Consider the following 18,172-nt stretch of genomic DNA (forward strand, 5'->3'; position numbering starts at 1 on the left):
AAACTCGGACCGAACTTGTATCTGAGACAGCAGCTCTCCCACCTGTTGAAGTGACGGCGTCGTCGCGGCAGGGGGAGGGGCATGCGGAGCAAAACCGGACTCGAGTTCGGCGTGCTCGGGCCACTCCAGGTGCTCGCGGACGGCCGGCTCGTGCAGCTGGGCCGCCGCGGCATGCGCGCTCTGCTCGCCCTGCTGGTCGTCGAGGCGAACCGGCCCGTCTCGATCGACCAGATCGTCGACGCGCTGTGGACGGACGCGCCGCCCGCCACCGCGCGGACGATCGTGCACGGCTACGTCTCGCGGCTGCGCAAGGTGCTGGACGAGGCGGACCCGGCCCGTTCCGCCGTCATCCGCACCACGCCCACCGGGTACCAGCTCACCGTCGACCCGTGGCGCCTCGACCTGCACCGCGCCCGGCAGCTCGTGGCGTCCTCCCGCGGCAAGCCCGCCGCCATCAGGGCGGGCCTGCTGCGCGAGGCGCTCGGCCTGTGGCGCGGGCCGGTGCTCGTCGACGTCCCCGGCGACCCGCTGACCTCCGACCTGGAGGAGCTGCGGCTGTCGGCGCTGGAGGAGCGCATCGACGCCGAGCTCGACCTCGGCCGCCACCTGGAGCTGGTGGGCGAGCTGCGCGGGCTGTGCACCGAGCACCCGTTCCGGGAACGCCTGGTGGCCCACAGCATGCGCGCCCTCTACCGGTCGGGACAGCGCGCCGACGCGCTGGACGCCTACCAGCGGTTCCAGCGCCGCGCCGCCGACGAGCTCGGCATCGACCCCGGCCCCGAGCTGCGGCAGCTGCACGAACAGGTGCTGCGCGACGACCCGGCGCTGAGCGTCGTCGGCCCGGTGGAGGCGCGGCCCGTCGCGCCGCGGGCGGGGATCGTCGCGCCGGCGCTGCTGCCCGCGTCCGCGTCCCGGCTGTTCGGCCGCGACGCCGACAAGACGTGGCTGGACGACGTGTGCGCGACCAGGAACCTGCTCGCGACGACCGTGGCGGTGCTGACCGGCCCGCCCGGGATCGGCAAGAGCGCGCTCGCCACCACCTGGGGCCACGAGAACTCCGAGATGTTCCAGCACGGCGTGCTGTTCGCGTCGCTCGGTGACGCCGAACCGGGGGAGGTGCTCACCAGGTTCCTGGTGGCGCTCGGCGTTCCCGCCGACGGCGTGCCGGTCGCGGTGGAGGACCGCGTCGGCCTCTACCGGTCGCTGCTCAACCGCCGCCGCGTGCTGGTGGTGCTGGACGACGCGACCGCGTTCGAACAGGTGCAGCCGCTGCTGCCACCCGGTTCCGGCTCGGTGGTGCTCGTGACGTCGCGCAGCCGGATGGAACGGCTCGTCGTCAGCAACAGCGCCCGCGTGCGCAAGCTCGGCCCGCTGGACGAGGACGCGGCCCGCGAGCTGGTCGACGACGTGCTGGGCAAACCGCTGTCGGCGGAGGACCCGGCGGCGTCGCGCAAGCTCGCCGAGCTGTGCGGAGGTCTGCCGCTCGCGCTGCGCGTGGCGGCGGCGAAGCTGGTGATCAGTCCGGAGTGGACTGTCGAGGAGCTGGTGGGGGAGCTGGCCGACGACGGGCACCGGATGAGGGGACTCGACCTGCCGGAGGCGGGAATGGGGGTGTCGCGGGCGCTCGACCTGTCCACCCGCGACCTGCCGCCCGAGCTGGGCGAGGTCTTCCGGTCCGTCGGCCTCGCTCCCGGCCGGTGGATGTCACCGCACGCCGTCGCCGCGCTGACCCGCACGCACGTCGAGTCGGCCCGCACCAGGCTCTCGCAGCTCGTCGAGGTCAACCTGCTCGTCGAACCGTGGCCGGACGGGTTCACGATGCACGAGCTGGTGCGCCTGTACGTGCGCGGAGCCGGCCGTTCCGACCGGGACTCGTTGCGGCGCCTGGTGAACTACTACCTCGTCGCGTGCGACCACGTCCGCAGGGCCGTCCGGCCGGCCCGCGACGGGCTCGAGTTCGCGTCCGGGGACAACGGGACCACGCCCGTGCCGGAGGTCACCGACCCGGTCGGCTGGTTCGACCAGGAGTGGCCCAACGTCGTCGCGGTCGTGCACGCGGCCGCCGAAGCGGGCCTGCACGACCAGGTGTGGCAGCTGGTCAGACTGCTGCACACCTACGCGACGGTGCGCGCCCTCACCGGGGAGTGGGTGGCGCTCGTCGGGTTCGGGCTGGCCGCGGCCGAGGTGACGGGGAGCCGCCTCGGCCAGGTCCTGATGCTCGACACGGCCTACACGACGAACGCCCGGCTGGGACGACCCGTCCTGCTGCCGGACGCGCGCCGTGCGCACCGCCTCGCGACCGAGCTGGGCGAGCGCCAGTACCTGGTGCTGACCCTCGCCCAGCTCGCCGACGTCCTGTTCCGCCTGGAGCAGCACGACGAGGCCCTGCTGCACCTCTGGGAGTCGGTGCAGCTCGCGCAGCAGTCCGGTGACGTCGTCGGCGAAGCCCACGGCCTCAACAACGTGGCGCAGGTCGAACAGGCCCGCGGCCGCCTGGAGGTCGCGCTGCGGCACCAGGCCCAGGCCGTCGACGTCTACCGCCGCTGCGGCGACCAGGCCGCGCTGACCGCGGGCCTCGCCAACCTCGCCGAGCTGCACCTGGAAGGCGGGTCCCTCGACCAGGCAGAGTCGCTCGCCCGGCAGGTGGTCGACCAGGCCGCGGCCGTCGAGATGACCTTCCTGGAGGGCTTCGGCAGGCAGGTGCTCGGGGGAGTGTTGCTCCGCCGGGCGGAATGGGTTGCTGCCTCAGCCGAATTGACGGAGTCGCTGCGGCTGTTGTCGCAGGTCAACTCGGCTCGGGCGGTCCAGGTGAGGGCCACCCTGGACGTGCTGTCGTCCGAGGTTTAGCCGGTGTTTAGTCGTGCGGCCCCAAATTATGGGAAGTTTGACGTGCAGGCAGCCGAGTGGGGGATTACCGAGGGGGTAAGGCGCCTGCCCTGAAAGGGCCCGACCGGCATTCGGGGGAGAGTGCCGGTCGGGCTTTCCTCGTTCTCCGTCGCGTCAGATCTCGTCGGCGCACCGCGCGAGCGGCAGCAGCTCCGGACGCTTCGGCGCCAGACCGTCACCCATCGACTCACCGCGCAGCTGCCTGCCGATCCACGGCACGACGTGCTCCCGCGCCCACTTCAGGTCCGCCTTGCGCTGCGTCACCCAGTCGGCCTGCTCCAGCGCGGGCCACGGCTCGTTCCACGCGTGGTCGTCCGTCAAACCGAGGATCTGCGCCGTCTTCAGCGCCACCCGCTGGTGCCCGGCCGGCGACAGGTGCAGCCGGTCCTCGCTCCACGCCCGGCGGTCGTGCAGCACGTGCATCGACCACAGGTCCACGATCCGGCAGTGGTAGCGCTCGGCGATCGACCACAGGTGCGAGTTGTAGATCGCGACCTTGCCGCGGATGCTCCGCAGCAACGGCGTGCTGCGCGTGTCGAACCCGGTGAAGATCACGACGTCGCAGCCGGCCGACCGCAGGTCCGCCACCGCCACCTCGTAGACCTCCGCCAGCGCGTCCGGATCGCTGTTCGGGATGAGGATGTCGTTGCCACCACCGCAGAACGTGACGAGATCCGGCTTCAGGGAGACCGCGAGCGGCACCTGCTCGTCGATGATCTCCTGGAGCAGCTTGCCTCGGACGGCCAGGTTCGCGTACCTGAACTCCGGGGCCTGCTCGGCGATCATGCCGGCCAGGCGGTCGGCCCAGCCGACGTAGGTGTCCCCCGGGCCGGGGTCGTCCATTCCCTCGGTGAAACTGTCCCCCAGGGACACGAGACTGGTCCATCGCAGCAGCACTGGATCCCCCTTGTGCTCGACGTTGATCCGTTCCCCGTCTGCGGCTCCCGTTCGCAGGCGACTGGTCAGCATGCACAACGAAGCCTTGGTTACGCCACCGTTGGTTACCTCATCGTATGTTTTGTTGCTGTGGGTGACGATTCTTTTACCACTTGGTCGAGGGGCGGTGGGGGGATTCTGGGGTGGTGGGGGAATTGTGAAGGGGATTCGTCTGGTTGCGGGTCCGTACGGGTGTAGTCAGGGTCACAGTGTGAGTTTCAGGCGGACCCCGGGGACCACCCCACCCGGCTGCCTGTCACGGTGTTGCCGTGTAGGCGGAGCGGAGGGATTGTTCTGCCGCTGGTCCGGCGCCGATGTGGTCCAGGCCCAGTAGCGCCGCGCCCACCACCGGGGGGACGTCCACCAGGCGGACCCTGGCCAGGGGGGCCGCTTCCAGAATCTGTTTCGTCACCGGCCCCACCACTGTGTCGCCGGTGTTGGTCAGGACGCCGCCGCCGAGGATCACGTCCACCGGTTCGGTGACCAGGTCCAGTTTGCGGAGTGAGACCGTTGCCAGCAGGGCGATCTCCTCCACCAGGCGGTCGACTTGGGCTTGGGCCACCTCGTCGCCCTGGGCTGCCGTCTCGAAGACCAGGGGGCAGAGGGCGTGGGGGTCGAGTTCGAGCTCCTCGAAGTGGATCTTTTCGACCACCTCGAGGATCGAGGACGCGTTGTAGTGCTTCAGCAGGGCCGGCAGGAGGAGGGTTCGGGGGCCTCGGCCGTCTTCTGCCCTGACCGCGTGCCAGAGGGCGTCGTTGCCCAGCTGGCCGCCGCCTCCCCAGTCGCCGGAGATCTGGCCCAGGGCCGGGAAGCGGTGGGTTCTGCCGTCCTTCGCCACGCCCACGGCGTTGATGCCCGCTCCGCAGACCACTGCTACGCCGCCAGTTGCTGTGCCTGCTCGTAGCAGGGCGAAGGTGTCGTTGCCGACGACTGTCGTGGTGGACCAGGCTCGGTCTGAGATCGCTTGGGTCAGCTCTGCTTCTTCGCGGGGGAGGTCGGCTCCCGCCAGGTAGGCGGAGGTGTGGGTCGCGATCTGCTCGTCCGGGGGGAGACCTGCTTTTGCCGCTGCTTCGCGGGCCAGCGACTCGAAGACGTCCAGGCCGCGTTTCATGCCCACGGTTTGTGGTGGGGCGCCTGGGCCTCGTGCCTCTGCCAGCACGGTGCCGTTGGCGTCCACGAGGAGCACCGCGGTCTTGCTGTTGCCGCCGTCGATGGCGAGCACACGGTCCGTCATCGTTGTCAGGCCCCCTTCGCCCACGGCAGGAGGTCGCGGTTCTGTGCGATCAGCTCGTCGGCCAGCCGGTCCGCTTTGGCGTGCTGGCCGATCAGGGGGTGGGCCAGCAGGGCGTTCGCCACTCGGTCGCGGCCCCCGTGCAGGGCTGCCTCCAATGCCAGGTGCTCGTACGCGGTGACGTGCGCGATGAGGCCCGAGATGGTCGGTTCCACCGGGCGGACGGGGAGTGGTGTGCCGCCGGTGTGGTCCACTGTGGACGACACCTCGATCACGGCGTCGTCCGGGAGGAACGGGAGGGTGCCGTTGTTCTGGACGTTGACGACGTGCCTTTCCGCACCCGCGCCGCCGGTCAGGGCGTGGACGAGTTGCACTGCCGCCTCTGAGTAGTAGGCGCCGCCGCGTTGGCCCAGTTGTTCGGGTTTCGTGACTACGGACGGGTCCGCGTAGATGTCGAGCAGTTCCTTTTCGACGGCTGCGACGACCTCGGCGCGTGAGGGCTCTTTGAGCTGCTTCTGCACTACGGCGTCGTGGTTGTAGAAGTAGTTGAGGTAATAGGACGGCACCATGTTCAGGCGGCGCATCAAGGCGCTGTCGACGCCGATGTGCTCGGCCAAGCCCTCGGCGTGGTCGGCGAGGAGCTCCGGCAGACGGTCTACGCCGTTGACGCGGACGCCGCGTTCCCACGTCAGGTGGTTCAGGCCCACGTGCTCCAGCTCCACGGTGGACGGCTCGACACCCAGCAGGGCGGAAGTCCAGCGCTGGAACGTGATCGCCACGTTGCACAGGCCGATCGCCTTGTGACCCTCCTGGAGCAGCGCGCGGGTGACGATGCCGACCGGGTTGGTGAAGTTGACGATCCACGTGTCCGGACCTGCGAGCGCGCGGACGCGATCGGCGATGTCCAGGACCACCGGCACGGTCCGCAGCGCCTTGGCGAGGCCGCCCGCGCCGGTGGTCTCCTGACCGACGCAGCCGCAGACGTGCGGGAACGTCTCGTCCGACGCGCGAGCCTGCTGGCCACCCACCCGCAGTTGCAACAGCACGGCGGACGCGCCCGCGACGCCGTCCTCCAGGGAGGTGGTGGTGCGCACCTTGGCCGGGTGCCCGGCATGGGCGAGCAGGCGCTGGCTGAACGGGCCGACGATGCCCAGGCGGTGCTCGTCCGGGTCCACCAGGACGATCTCGTCCACCGCCAGGCTGGTGCGACGGCCGGCGATGCCGTCGATCAGCTCCGGCGTGTAGGTGGACCCGCCACCGACGACGGTGAGTTTCATCTGACGTCCTTCGAGGAGATCTCGCCCGTGGGGGCGGGGAGGAGAGGGTTCGCTGCCGGGCCGGATGTCGGCCGCCGGTTCGCCGGGCAGGGAAACAGGACGGCCCGGCCTGGTCTGGGAGGTGCGAGGTGGCTTGGTAGGTTGTGAAAGGTGAAAAGGCTGGTGAAGCGGGCGTTCCGGTACCGCTTCTACCCGACCGAGGAGCAGGCGGCGGAGCTGCTGCGCACGTTCGGGTGTGTGCGCAAGGTCTACAACCTGGCGCTGCAGGCTCGTGTCGAGGCGTGGGCCCAGCACGGTGAACGGATCGGCTACGACGCCACCTCGGCGTTGCTGACCGCCTGGAAACGCACCGAAGAGCTGGCGTTCCTCAAAGAGGTGTCGGCGGTACCTCTGCAGCAGGCGTTGCGGCACCTGCAGATGGCGTTCGCCAGGTTCCTCGCCAAACGCTCGCGGCATCCGCGGTTCAAGTCCCGCAAGAGGTCGCGGGCCAGTGCCGAGTACACGCGTTCCGCGTTCCGCTGGCGCGATGGCAGGTTGACGCTGGCCAAGATGGCAGGGCCGCTGGACATCCGGTGGTCCCGCCCACTGCCGGAGGGAGCGGAGCCCTCTACCGTCACCGTGTCCCTCGACTCGGCCGGGCGGTGGTTCGTGTCCCTGTTGTGCGAGGACCCCGGCGTGACGCCGTTGCCCGGCGTGGACGCCGTGGTCGGAATCGATGTCGGTCTCCACCACCTGCTGGTGCTGTCGACTGGCGAGAAGATCGGCAACCCGCGGCACGAGCGCCGGGACCGGGCGGCTTTGGCCAGAGCCCAGAGATCGTTGTGCCGCAAACAGAAGGGTGGAAGCAACCGCGCCAAGGCCCGGGTCGCGGTCGCCCGCCTCCACGCCCGCATCGCCGACCGCAGGTCGGACTTCCTGCACAAGGTCACCACTCGGCTCGTGCGTGAGAACCAAACGCTCGTGATCGAAGATCTGGCCGTGTCGAACATGCTCCGCAACCACCATCTGGCCCGTGCCATCGGTGACGCCGGCTGGCGGCAGTTCCGGCAGATGCTGGAGTACAAGGCAGGCTGGTACGGACGGCAGGTGATCACGGTCGACCGGTGGTTCCCGTCGTCCAAGCTGTGCTCGGCCTGCGGGGTGTGCGTGGCGGAGTTGCCGCTGCACGTGCGTGTCTGGACCTGTGACTGCGGCACGACCCACGACCGGGACGTGAACGCGGCGCGCAACATACTGGCCGCTGGGCTGGCGGCATCGGTCTGTGGAGCTGGTGGAAGACCTCAACGGAGCATTCCGGGCGGGCAGCCGGCGACGAAGCAGAAACCCTGCGGCGCGAGCCGTGGGAACCTCCTCGTGCGCGAGAGAGAGTGAAGTCAACCTTTGACTCCCGTGAAAGTGATTCCCTTGACGAACGACTTCTGGGCGAAGACGAAGAGGACGACGGCCGGGACCATCGTCAGGAACGTCACCGCCATCGACGAGTTCCACTGCACGATGTGCATGCCCTTGAACGTCGCCAGCGCCAGTGACAACGTCCACTGGTCCTTGACCTCGCCGGTGTAGAGCAACGGTCCGAAGTAGTCGTTCCAGGTGAAGAGGAAGCAGAACAGCGCGGTCGCCGCGATGCCCGGTTTCGCCATCGGCACGACGATGCGCACCATCGCCTGGAACTCCGAGCAGCCGTCCACCCGTGCTGCGTCCACATAGGACTGCGGGATGGTGAGCATGAACTGGCGCAGCAGGAAGATGCTGAACGCGTCGAACAGGAAGTAGGGCACGATCAACGGCCAGAGCGTGCCGGTGAGGCCGAGGGACGACCAGGTGTCGTACAGCGGCACGGCGACGACCTGCGGGGGCAGCATCATCGCGCCGATGACGAGCAGGAACGCCAGGTTGCGGCCACGCCACCGGAGCTTCGCGAGGGCGTAGGCGGCGGGGATCGACGAGAGCAGCATCCCGCCGGTCGCGAGCAGGGAGTAGGTGAGGCTGTTGACCAGGTAGCGGAACAGCGGGGCCTGGTCGAAGACCTCGACGAAGTTCTCCCAGTGCCACTCGCGCGGCCACAGGTCCGAGGTGAACGCCTGGTCGTCCGGCATCACCGCGGTGAGGAAGACGAACACGACGGGGGTGGCGAACATCAGGCCGAGCGCGAGGCCGAGGGCGTGGGTCGCGACCCAGTGCAGGAAGGCGCCCTTGGTGCGCCCGCGGCGTGGGTTCTCCGGTTCGGTGGGGATGTCGGACGGTGGTTTGGTGAGCGTCGCGGTCATGCTCCCGGGCCTCCTTCCTCGGCGCTGGAGTTCTTGCGCATCCGCTGGACGAGCAGGATGGTGACGCCGAACGAGATGACGAACAGGAGCGTGGCCATCGCGGCCGCGTAGCCCATGTCGAAGTAGCGGAAGCCTTGTGCGTACAGGTAGACCGGGAACGTCAGGGTGCTGTTGTCCGGGAAGCCGAGGTACTTGGTCGACCCTGTCGCGTCCGCCGCTCCGGAGCCCGCCGATCCCGCGACGACCGCCTGGGTGAACAGTTGCAGGGCGAGGATCACGGAGTTCACGACGCCGAAGAGCAGCACGGGGGAGATCGTCGGCAGGGTGACGTGCCACCAGCGGCGGACGGGGCCGGCGCCGTCGAGCTCGGCGGCCTCGTACTGCTCCTGCGGGACGTCGAGGATCGCGGCCAGGATGATGATCATCAGGTCGCCGGAGATCCACAGCATGATCGCGGTGATGCCGGGTTTCGCCCAGGCCGGGTCGGAGAACCACAGCGGTGAGTCGACGCCGAACCAGCCGAGGAAGCTGTCGACAGGGCCGCCGTTGGGGCGCAGCACCATGAAGAACACGAGGGTCGCGGCGACCGGCGGGGCGAGTGACGGCAGGTAGCAGAGGGTGCGGATCAGGCCGACGCCCGACTTCAGGCGCGCGATGACCGATGCCACGCCCAGCGCGAACGCGGTGCGCGCCAGCGTGAGCACCACGACGAACCACAGGGTGTTCGTGATCGCCTTGACCAGCAACGGGTCCTTGAACATGAACTCGTAGTTCGCGAGCCCGGTGAGCTCCGGCGGGTTGATCAGGTCGTACCTCGTGAAGCTGAAGACGACCGTGGCGACCAGCGGGTAGCCGAAGAACAGGACGAAGCCGAGGACGGCCGGGGCCGTGAACGCGAGCACGGTGAGGCGGTGGCGGGCGCGTGCCCGCCCCCTGCCGGGGGCGGGACGAGCGCCGAGCGTGGTGGTCATCGCGCGAGGCCCTACTTGCCGCTCTTGGCGATCTGGTCGTCGATGTTCTGGTCGACGCCCTTGAGGCCGGCGGCGAGGTCCGGGACCTGGCCGGACTGGTAGGACACGGAGAAGTCGGTGACGGCCTTGATGTGCGCGTCGCCGATCGGGGTGACCGGGTTGCCCTTGAGCTTGTCGCTCCTGGCCAGGTCGACGAACGTCTTGAACGCCTCGTCCACCTCGAGCTTCGGGCTTTCCAGCGCGGCCTTGGTGCTGGGGACGTTCTTGATGGCGTTGGCCAGGCCGACGATCGTGTCGGTGTCGAACGACAGGTGCTTGATCAGCTCCCACGCGGCGCCGGGGTTCTTGGCGCCCTTGGGGATGCCCATGATCGTGCCGGTGGTGAAGGCGGTGCCGTACTGGTCGGCCTTGAGCGTCGGGAACGGGGCGGTGCGGAACCTCACCTGCGGCGCCTGGGCCTTGAGGAAGGCGGTGCGGTACTCGCCGTCCACCATGATCGCGATCTTGCCCTGGTGGAACGCGTGGTCGGCGGAGTACTCCTGGCCGAGCCCGGCGCGGAAGCGCTCCAGCGCGTCGTGGCCGTAGAAGTCGACGAGCTTCTTCTGGAACGTCATCATCTCGGTCCAGCCGGGGGACGTGGCGAGCGCGGACTTGCCGTCGGCGGTCTCCCAGGCGGCGTCGAAGTACGGCGCGAGGATGGTCGGGCGGTTGGCGTAGAAGCCCATCGTGGGCAGGTAGCCCGCGACCTCGATGTCGCCGTTCGGCGCGCGCTTCGTCGCCTTCACGGCCGCGTCGTACAGCTCGTCCATCGTCTTCGGCGGGGCGGTGATGCCGGCCGCCGCCAGCATGTCCTCGTTGTAGTACATGGCGTAGACGTCGGTGAGCATGGGCATCGCGCAGCGGTTGCCCTTGTACTCGGTGTACTCGCGGACGGCCGGGTTGATCTGGTCCATGTCGACCTTGTCGCGGTCGATGTACGCCTTGAGCGGCTGGAACGCGCCGGACGAGCAGAACTGGCCGATGTTGTCGGTGGTGAACGACAGCGCGACGTCCGGGGTGTTGCCGGAGCGGATGCCCGCGGTGATCTTGTCGTCGTCCTGCGAGCCCTCGTGCTTGATCTCGATGTTCGGGAACTTCTGGTTGAACGTCTTCAGCGCCTTGGTGACCTCGCCGTACTCGCGGTCGGAGAAGTTGCTCCAGACCGTGAGGGTGAGCTTGTCGTCCTGGCCGGGAGCGGCGGCGGCCTCGGACGTCGAGCCACCGCCCTTGCCCGCCGCACATGCGGTGAGGGTCAGCGCTGCGGTGACACAGAGCAGGGCGGCACGGGTGTGCTTGCGCATGTGCACTCCTTCTCGATCAACGTGGGGACCCGGCGGCCACGGGGCCGCGGAAGGGGGCGGTGGTGGCTGCCGGCAGGCCGAACACCTGCTCGCGCGCGACGGCCAGCGCCGAGTGCAGCGCGCCGCTGCGCACCGGCTTCCCGGTCACGAGCGCCAGCCGGACGGGTGTCCTCGGCACCACCAGTTGCCGCAGCTCCGCGGCAACGAGGTCGTTCAGCGTGGTTCCGCCTGCCTGGGCGATGTCGCCGGACAGCAGGACCAGTTCCGGGTCGAGCACCGCGACGACGCTCGCCACTCCCGTGGCGATGCGGCGGGCGAGGTCGGCCAGGAACCCCCGGCCCGCCGGTCCCGCGGCGAGCGCCTTGCGGACGGCGCCGTGGCCGTTGCGCGAGGCGAGCCCGTGGGCCTTAGCGAGCCGGCAGATCGAGGGGTTGCCGAGCAGCTCACCGAACGTGCCGCCGGCGCGGTCCGTCCCGGTGTCGGCGGACGCGCGGTCGGGGATCACCAGGCCGTCGATCTCACCGGCGCCACCGGAGGCGCCGCGCAGCAGCACCCCGTTGACGACGACGGCGGCACCGACGAGGTCGGCGGGCCAGACCACGACGAAGTCGCGCACCCCGGCGGCCCGTCCGGCGACCATCTCCTCCAGCGCGACGAGGTTGACGTCGTTCTCGACGCTCACCGGCGCCGCGAGCCGCTCGCGCAACCGGCCGGGCACGTCGAAGCCGTTCCAGCCGGGCAGGTGCGGCGCGTAGCCGAGCTCTCCGGTCGCCGGGTTCACCGCACCGGGGCAGCCCACGACGACGTGCAGGAGCTGGTCGGTGCGCAGCCCGGCCTGCCCGCACGCCTTGTCCACGGCCTCGGCGAACGCCTCCAGCACGCCGTGCCGCGCGGGCATCGGCGCCCGATGCTCGCTGATCACGGTGCCGGAGATGTCCGCGATGGCGACGTCGACCGTCTCGGGGGTGAGGTCGACGGCGGCGACGTGCGCGATCGTCCCGTTGACCGACCACAGCTGGGCCCGCGGCCCGCGCCCGCCGCCCCGCAGTCCGTCGCGGACGACGGTGTCGGCGGTCTCGAGCCTGGTCAGCAGCTGTGCGGTCGCCGGTTTGGAGAGGCCGATCAGGCCCTCCAGCTCCGAGCGGGTGAGCGGCCCGTTGCGCAGCAGTGCCTCGATGGCCGCGCGGTCGTTGATCTCCCGCAGCAGTCGTGGGCTACCGGCGCGCATCGAGGTGTCCGCTCCTGTCTGTTAACTTTCCAGACGATTTGCGCAGACGGTAGTGACCTGCTTCACCGCGGTCAATCCCCGATATGGGGCCGTTACCAGACTTAGGCTGACCTAAGGCACCCTGGAACCATGACGGACGTGCGCCAGGAGTCGCTCGCATCACTGCTCGGAGGCCGAGGCGGCGCGGTCGACGCGTCCCTGCCGCCGGTGGCGTTCGTGGCGGGCTGGCTGTTGTTCGACCACTCGATCGGCGCCGGGGCCATAGCCGCGGTCCTCTGCGGCGTCGTCATCGGCATCGTGCGGTTCGTCCGCGGCGAGAAGCCCCGCGCCGTCGTGTTCTCGGTCCTCGCCGTGGTGGCGGCGTCGCTGGTGGCGCTCTACACAGGCCGCGCCGAGGACTTCTTCCTCATCCAGCTGCTGTCCAACATGGCCTCGTCACTGGCCTGGGCAGGCTCCATCGCCGTGCGGTGGCCGTTGCTCGGCGTCGTCGTCGGCACGCTGCTGGGCCAGAAAACGCGCTGGCGCCGCGACCCCGACCTGCTGCACGCGTACTCCATCGCGTCATGGCCGTGGGTCGCGCAGTACGCGCTGCGGGTCGCCGTCTTCACTCCACTGTGGCTGGACGCGCAGGTCTACTGGCTCGCCACGCTGCGGGTCGGGCTGTCGTGGCCGTTGCAGATCGTCTGCATCCTGGTGTCGGGGTGGATGCTGCGGCGTGCGCTGCCGGCGGACCACCCCGGGTTCCGGCACCCGAGGTCGCCGGAGACCGACTAGATTCGCGAGCATGTACGTCTCGCAGGTGCGGCTGAGGAACATCAAGGGGTTCCACGGCGCCCGTGAGGTCGATCTGACGCTCACCCGTCCGGACGGATCGCACGCCGGGTGGACCGTGATCGCGGGACGGAACGGCTCGGGCAAGTCAACCTTGCTGCAGGCGATCGCTCTCGCTCTCGGAGGTCAGCGCGCCGTCTTCGCGGTCATGCAGGACTTCGAGAACTGGATCACTCACGGCGAGGAAAGCGCCGACGTAGACCTCCAAGTCCACGCGGATCCCGATCTCGACCATCTACAGGGCGCCCTTTGGCAGGGTGGTTCTCCCTTCGGACTGGCACTGTCGTGGGCGGGTCAGCAGGTGATCGAAAAGAGGTCCCTCGAACTCGACGGGTGGCTGTACGCGGCTTACGGCCCCTTCCGCAGGCTCTCGGGCATGGTCCGCAAGTCGTCCAACCGCATCGCGAACATCTCCAGCTTGTTCAACGAGGACGCCTCGCTGTCCGACGGCGTGGCGTGGCTGATCCAGCAGCACCTGCGCGCTCTCGAAGGCGAACCCGGCGCGGCCGAGCTGAAGCGAGCCGCGCTCCGGCTGCTGAGCGACGGTCTCCTGCCCGACGACCACGAGGTCGACGACGTCACGTCCGACGGGCTCTGGGTGACCTGCCGCGGCAGCCGTTTCCCGCTGCGCGAGACCAGCGACGGGTATCGGACGGTGACGGCGCTGGTGGTGGATCTGCTCAAACAGATCCACAACGCCTACGGGAGGCTGCCCGTGGAAGGCAACGCGGTCACCGCGCCCGGAGTCGTGATCATCGACGAGGTCGACGCCCACCTCCACGTCTCCTGGCAGCAGCGCATCGGCGGCTGGTTGAAGTCGCACCTCCCGAACATCCAGTTCATCGTGACCACGCACAGCCCGTACGTGTGCCAGGCGGCGGACCCCGGCGGGCTGATCCGGTTGCCGGGGCCTGACGAACAACTCGCTCCGCACGTGGTGGACCAGGACCTGTACGAGCGGGTCGTGTACGGGAGTGGCGACGACGCCGTTCTCACCGAGCTGTTCGGTCTGGAGTCGCCTTATTCGGAACAGGCCGAGCGGCTGCGCAGGCGCCTCGTCGAGCTGGAGGTCAAGGTCATCGCGGGCCAGGCGGACGAGCAGGAGATCCGGCGGTACAAGGAACTCCGGGAGACGCTCACGAGCTCGTTGACCGCACGGGCCGACGAGGTGGCAGCTCGCCTGCGCGACGCATGATCCGAATCGTTCGATCCGACCTGCCGGCGGGCACGGTCGCGGAGATGGCTGTGCTGACCCGGGCGATCGCCTCGACGCCGGTGGACGACAGGAGCGAGAAGGCTCGCGCGTCCTGGCGGAGCCAGGCGAAAGTGCGGTCATCCGTCCGGTCGGTGCTCGGTGAGATGGCCGTCGGGTTCACGACGTGCATGTACTGCGGTGAGAGCCGTGGGACCGACGTCGATCACTTCGAGCCCGTGGTGCGCAACCCGCTGCGGGCTTTCGACTGGCTCAACCACCTGCTGGCCTGTTCGACGTGCAACAGCCACCAGAAGGGGAGACGGTTCCCGGTTGACGCCTCCGGTGCCCCGTTGCCGATCGACCCCACCGCCGAGGACCCGTTCGAGCACCTGCTGCTGACGTTGTCCTTGGGGGTGTACAGCCCGTTGACGGAGAAGGGCGAGGCGACCATCGCGGTGCTCGGCCTCAACGAGCGCGGGCTCCCCGAAGGCCGCAAGCACGCTCGCAAGGTGGTCGCACTGGCTCTGCGTGAGTGGGATCGGGCGCGTGAGCGCGACCGCTCGGACGAGATGGCCGAGAACGTCCGGACCGTGCAGGACCAGCCGTTCGCGGACGTCTGCCAGTCGATGTTGCGGCAGGCGTTCAGCCCGGGGGCGGACGTGGTGTTCAGCGACTGTCCGGACTTGCTCGTTCTCCTGCGTCGCGAGGACCTCCGCGAGGCGTTGCTGAGGTAGCGGGTTCCGGCACCCGAGGGTGCCGGAGACCACCACCTAGCGCTGGGGAACCTCGGCCAGCACCGCCGGGTTGCGGATGATCTTGCCGCTCGACGTCCGCGGCAGCGTGTCCATCACGTGGATGTGCGCGGGCAGCTTGAACTCGGCGAGCCGTTCGGTGCACCAGTCGGTCAGCGCCTCCGCGGTCAGCGAAGCATCGGCGGTTCCGACGTACGCCTGGATCCGCTCCGGTCCCACCGCGACGGCCTCGGTCACGTGCGGGTGCCCGCGCAGCACCTGCTCGACCTCGGTCAGGTCCACCTTGTTGCCGCGCACCACGACCAGCGAGTCCGCGCGGCCGAGCAGGCGCAGTTCGCCGCGGGGGTCGAACTCGCCGCGGTCGCCGGTGCGGAACCAGCCGCCGGAGTACCGCCCGTGGTCGTCGCCGGACAGGTACGGCGTCTCCGGCAGGGCCACCTCGACCAGGCCGTCGCGGACGCGGGCCGTGACGCCGGGCATCAGCGGGCCGACGGACGGGCGGGTCGTGCCGCCCACGGCCAGGGTCAGGGCGCCGGTCTCGGTGGTGCCGAAGCATTCGCCGACCGGCAGGCCGTAGGCGGCGGCGAAGCGGTCGGCCACGTCCTGCGGCATCAGTTCGCCGCCCGCGATCGTGCCGCGGACGGTGCGCAGCGCGTCCGGTTCGGGGGAGGACGCCAGCAGGTCGAAGTGGAACGGGAGACCGGTGACGAAGTCGACCTCGAACTCCCGTGCCTGCCGCAGGATCGCCTCGGCGGTGGGGCGTTCCGCGAAGACGAGGTGCGCGCCGGTGGAGAGGGCGTGCAGCAGGCCGCCGACCAGGCCGAAGCTGTGAGCGGGGGAGTTGAGCAGCAGCAGCCGCTCGCCGCCGCGGACGGCGTCTTCCGACGTGGCGAACCGGGTCAGCTCGTCGATGATCGACGGCGTGCTGCGGCCGATCACCTTCGGGCGTCCGGTCGAGCCGGAGCTGAACTGGACGAGGCGGTGCGGGGTCTCGGCCGGCACGCCGTCCGCGCGTTCGACGACGAGGCCGTAGCGCTCCCGGAAGACCTGGCCGGGAATGCCCGCCCGCACCAGGAACTCGGGGCGGGTCAGCTCGTGCAGGACCTCGACCTCGGCGGGCTTGAGGCGGTGGTCGACGGAGACCACCCTGGCGCCCAGGCTCCACAACGCCAGCACCGCCTCCAGGTGGCTGAAGCTCGGCGGCACCTGGACCGAGACGGTGCTGCCGTCGCGGACGCCGGCCGCGGTGAACCACTCGGCCTGGGCGGAGACGTCGGCGCGCAGGAGGCCGTGCGTGACCGTGCCGCGGTGGCTGAGGACCGGCACGTCGTCGCCGTGGCGGTGCAGCAGGTCGGTGATGAGCTCGCGCATGTCAGGACTCCTTGCAGAACTCGCCGATCGGCAGGCCCACGTGCCGCTGCTCGGTCGCGACGTGGCCGAGCAGCTCGTCTCCCGGCCGCAGCTCGGTGACGTTCAGGACCTTGCCGCCGGGACCGAGGACGCGGACGTGCCAGTCGTCCTGCACCATCAGGTGCACCTCGACGCCTTCCGGGGAGCGGGCGGTGATCGTGAGCATCGGGCGGGACTCCAGCTTGGCCCTGCCGACGGTGATCTCCCGCGTGCGGCCCTCGGCGTTGACGGCGAGGACCTTGCTGCCGGACCGCAGCTCGGACAGGTAGTTGGTGCGGTTGGCCGGACCGAGCACGTACGAGTGCAGCGCGCCCGCGTTGACCCGGAACGGCCGGGTCGGCATGTACGGCAACGGGTGCGTCTCGCTGCAGCACAGCACGAAGCCGGACGAGAACGAGCCGACGAGGATGCCCTCGTCCTCCTCGAAGTGCGACGCGGTGTCGACGCAGACGCGGTCGCCGAGACCGTTGTGGGTCAGCGCCTCGACGGTGAGGGTGGTCAGCGTCAGCGGCGGGGACGTGACCTCCAGCAGCCGCGCCAGCTTGAAGACCTCGGTGGCGTCACGCGGCGCCATCAGCACGCCGTCCGAGCCGTGTTCGAGGACCTCCAGCACGATCGCGGCCTCGACGAGGTCCTCCACGACCGTGACGAGCTTGCCGGAGGCGCCGTCCGCGGCGGCGATCACGATCTCCAGCGGGATCTTCGTCGGGTCGGTGAACGCGACCACGGTGTGGTCGAGCCGTTCCGCCGCCGCGCAGGCCAGCTTGAGCGTGCGGTCGTCGCTGACCGTCACGAACGCGGCACCGCCGGGCAGCCGGTCGAGCTCGTCCTGTTCCTTCACGGCGACGGTGACGAGGTGCGGGCTGTCGACGTGCTCCTCGGTGAGCAGCACGCGGGTGATCGTCGGCGGCAGGCCGTCGAGCAGCGTCGGGTCGTCGGCGACGACTCCGGCGATCCGGCTGTGCACGGCCGCGTCGACGACGGCGGTGCGGTGCGTTTCGGGGACGTTGCGGAGGTCGATCCAGGCGAACTTCACCGGTTCTCCAAGCTGGAGGTCAGGGCGTGGACGAGGCTGGCGCCGACGGGCGCGTGCACGATCGAGGCGAGCTCGGCGACGAGCTGCATCGGGGTGGGTGAGGTGAAGACCCGCCTGCCGACGGCCAGACCCGCGCAGCCGGTGGCCATCGCGGTGCGGGCGTGGGCGGCGAGGCTGGCCTCCGAGGCGGGACCGCCCGCGACGATCACGGGCACGGGGCAGCTGGCGGTGACCTCCGCCATCTCCTCCGCGGGACGGGCGAGGTTCGTCTTCACGATGTCCGCGCCCAGGTCCGCCGCGATGTTGACGACGTGCGCGAGCACGGCGGAACCGGCGGCGTCACCGATGCGGGGACCACGGGCGTAGGCCATCACGACCAGCGGCATGTTCCACCGCTCGCACTCCGCCGCGACCGTGCCGAGGTCGGCGAGCTGGCGCGACTCCGTGTCGGAGCCGATGTTCACGTGCACGCTGACCGCGTCGGCGCCGAGCCGCAGCGCCTCGTCGACCTCGCCGACGAGCACCTTCGCGTGCGTGTCGGCCATGTGCGCGGTGCCCGCGCTGAGGTGGACGATCAGCGCGCACCCGCCGAGCACGGCCGGGTCGACGGTCCGCACCCGTCCTTTGTGGACGATGATGGCGTCGGCGCCGCCCAGCACGACGGCGCGGATCAGGTCGTGCCACCGGTCCCTCGGGACGACCGGACCGTCCGAGACGCTGTGGTCCAACGGCACGAAGAGGTACCTGTCGTCGTGTGGTCGGGAAAGGCGTCGCAGCCGCAACGCTTTCCTCATGGCGTTCACACCCCTCGG

At 69.9% G+C, this 18,172-nt stretch carries 15 protein-coding genes; 5 read left to right on the plus strand and 10 right to left on the minus strand.

Annotated elements, in window-relative coordinates:
• Positions 1-81: 81 nt before the first annotated feature.
• A complete protein-coding gene (locus BLT23_RS29865) occupies positions 82-2,847 on the plus strand; it encodes an AfsR/SARP family transcriptional regulator (protein ID WP_090054926.1) in 2,766 nt (921 codons plus the stop codon).
• Between the two features lie 153 nt (positions 2,848-3,000).
• Here BLT23_RS29865 and BLT23_RS29870 read toward each other — a convergent pair whose 3' ends face one another.
• The 3 genes from BLT23_RS29870 to BLT23_RS29880 all read right to left on the minus strand — a co-directional run bounded on the left by BLT23_RS29870 (position 3,001) and on the right by BLT23_RS29880 (position 6,330).
• Entirely contained in the window at positions 3,001-3,759 is a 759-nt protein-coding gene (locus BLT23_RS29870; protein ID WP_245744331.1) for an SGNH/GDSL hydrolase family protein, read from the minus strand.
• A gap of 319 nt (positions 3,760-4,078) precedes the next feature.
• The gene (locus BLT23_RS29875; protein ID WP_090055425.1) at positions 4,079-5,056 is read right to left on the minus strand and encodes an N-acetylglucosamine kinase; all 978 of its coding nucleotides are present in this window, start codon (positions 5,054-5,056) and stop codon (positions 4,079-4,081) included.
• Between the two features lie 5 nt (positions 5,057-5,061).
• A complete protein-coding gene (locus tag BLT23_RS29880) occupies positions 5,062-6,330 on the minus strand; it encodes a 6-phospho-beta-glucosidase (protein WP_090054931.1) in 1,269 nt (422 codons plus the stop codon).
• A 150-nt stretch (positions 6,331-6,480) separates the two neighbouring features.
• Here BLT23_RS29880 and BLT23_RS41855 point away from each other — a divergent pair, with 150 nt between their 5' ends.
• Complete coding sequence (locus BLT23_RS41855) at positions 6,481-7,701, plus strand: RNA-guided endonuclease InsQ/TnpB family protein (protein WP_090054934.1); 1,221 nt, start codon at positions 6,481-6,483, stop codon at positions 7,699-7,701.
• A gap of 2 nt (positions 7,702-7,703) precedes the next feature.
• Here the strand turns inward: BLT23_RS41855 and BLT23_RS29890 are convergent, their stop codons facing one another.
• From BLT23_RS29890 to BLT23_RS29905, 4 genes are read right to left on the minus strand one after another with little or no spacing between them, the layout of a single operon-like run.
• Positions 7,704-8,597 carry a carbohydrate ABC transporter permease gene (locus BLT23_RS29890; protein WP_090054937.1) on the minus strand — a complete coding sequence of 298 codons (894 nt, stop codon included), beginning with the start codon at positions 8,595-8,597 and terminating at the stop codon, positions 7,704-7,706.
• Positions 8,594-9,568, minus strand: a complete 975-nt coding sequence (locus tag BLT23_RS29895) for a carbohydrate ABC transporter permease (RefSeq protein WP_090054940.1) — start codon at positions 9,566-9,568, stop codon at positions 8,594-8,596. Before BLT23_RS29895 ends, BLT23_RS29890 begins: the two co-directional genes overlap by 4 nt.
• Before the next feature lie 11 nt (positions 9,569-9,579).
• A complete protein-coding gene (locus BLT23_RS29900; RefSeq protein WP_090054941.1) occupies positions 9,580-10,908 on the minus strand; it encodes an extracellular solute-binding protein in 1,329 nt (442 codons plus the stop codon).
• Positions 10,909-10,924: 16 nt separating this feature from the next.
• Positions 10,925-12,136, minus strand: coding sequence for an ROK family protein (locus BLT23_RS29905; protein ID WP_090054944.1), 1,212 nt, complete (start codon positions 12,134-12,136; stop codon positions 10,925-10,927).
• A gap of 129 nt (positions 12,137-12,265) precedes the next feature.
• On the opposite strand from BLT23_RS29905, the gene BLT23_RS29910 reads away from it, so the two are divergent.
• Genes BLT23_RS29910 through BLT23_RS29920 form a run of 3 tightly spaced genes read left to right on the plus strand, consistent with a single transcriptional unit; the run spans position 12,266 to position 14,896 of the window.
• Positions 12,266-12,910, plus strand: coding sequence for a DUF3159 domain-containing protein (locus tag BLT23_RS29910; RefSeq protein WP_090054947.1), 645 nt, complete (start codon positions 12,266-12,268; stop codon positions 12,908-12,910).
• A 10-nt stretch (positions 12,911-12,920) separates the two neighbouring features.
• On the plus strand, positions 12,921-14,162 hold the full coding sequence (locus tag BLT23_RS29915) for an AAA family ATPase (RefSeq protein WP_090054949.1): 1,242 nt from the start codon (positions 12,921-12,923) through the stop codon (positions 14,160-14,162).
• Between the two features lie 44 nt (positions 14,163-14,206).
• On the plus strand, positions 14,207-14,896 hold the full coding sequence (locus BLT23_RS29920; RefSeq protein ID WP_245744333.1) for an HNH endonuclease: 690 nt from the start codon (positions 14,207-14,209) through the stop codon (positions 14,894-14,896).
• A 36-nt stretch (positions 14,897-14,932) separates the two neighbouring features.
• Here BLT23_RS29920 and BLT23_RS29925 read toward each other — a convergent pair whose 3' ends face one another.
• Genes BLT23_RS29925 through BLT23_RS29935 form a run of 3 tightly spaced genes read right to left on the minus strand, consistent with a single transcriptional unit; the run spans position 14,933 to position 18,154 of the window.
• Positions 14,933-16,285 (minus strand): class I adenylate-forming enzyme family protein, encoded by a 1,353-nt coding sequence (locus BLT23_RS29925; protein WP_090054954.1) that lies wholly within the window; start codon positions 16,283-16,285, stop codon positions 14,933-14,935.
• 1 nt (position 16,286) lies between these two features.
• Positions 16,287-17,360, minus strand: a complete 1,074-nt coding sequence (locus BLT23_RS29930) for a 3-dehydroquinate synthase II family protein (RefSeq protein ID WP_090054957.1) — start codon at positions 17,358-17,360, stop codon at positions 16,287-16,289.
• Positions 17,357-18,154 (minus strand): 2-amino-3,7-dideoxy-D-threo-hept-6-ulosonate synthase, encoded by a 798-nt coding sequence (locus BLT23_RS29935; RefSeq protein WP_090055428.1) that lies wholly within the window; start codon positions 18,152-18,154, stop codon positions 17,357-17,359. Before BLT23_RS29935 ends, BLT23_RS29930 begins: the two co-directional genes overlap by 4 nt.
• Between the last annotated feature and the right edge of the window lie 18 nt (positions 18,155-18,172).

Origin of the sequence: Lentzea fradiae (genome assembly GCF_900100955.1) — a bacterium.
GTDB lineage: Bacteria > Actinomycetota > Actinomycetes > Mycobacteriales > Pseudonocardiaceae > Lentzea > Lentzea fradiae.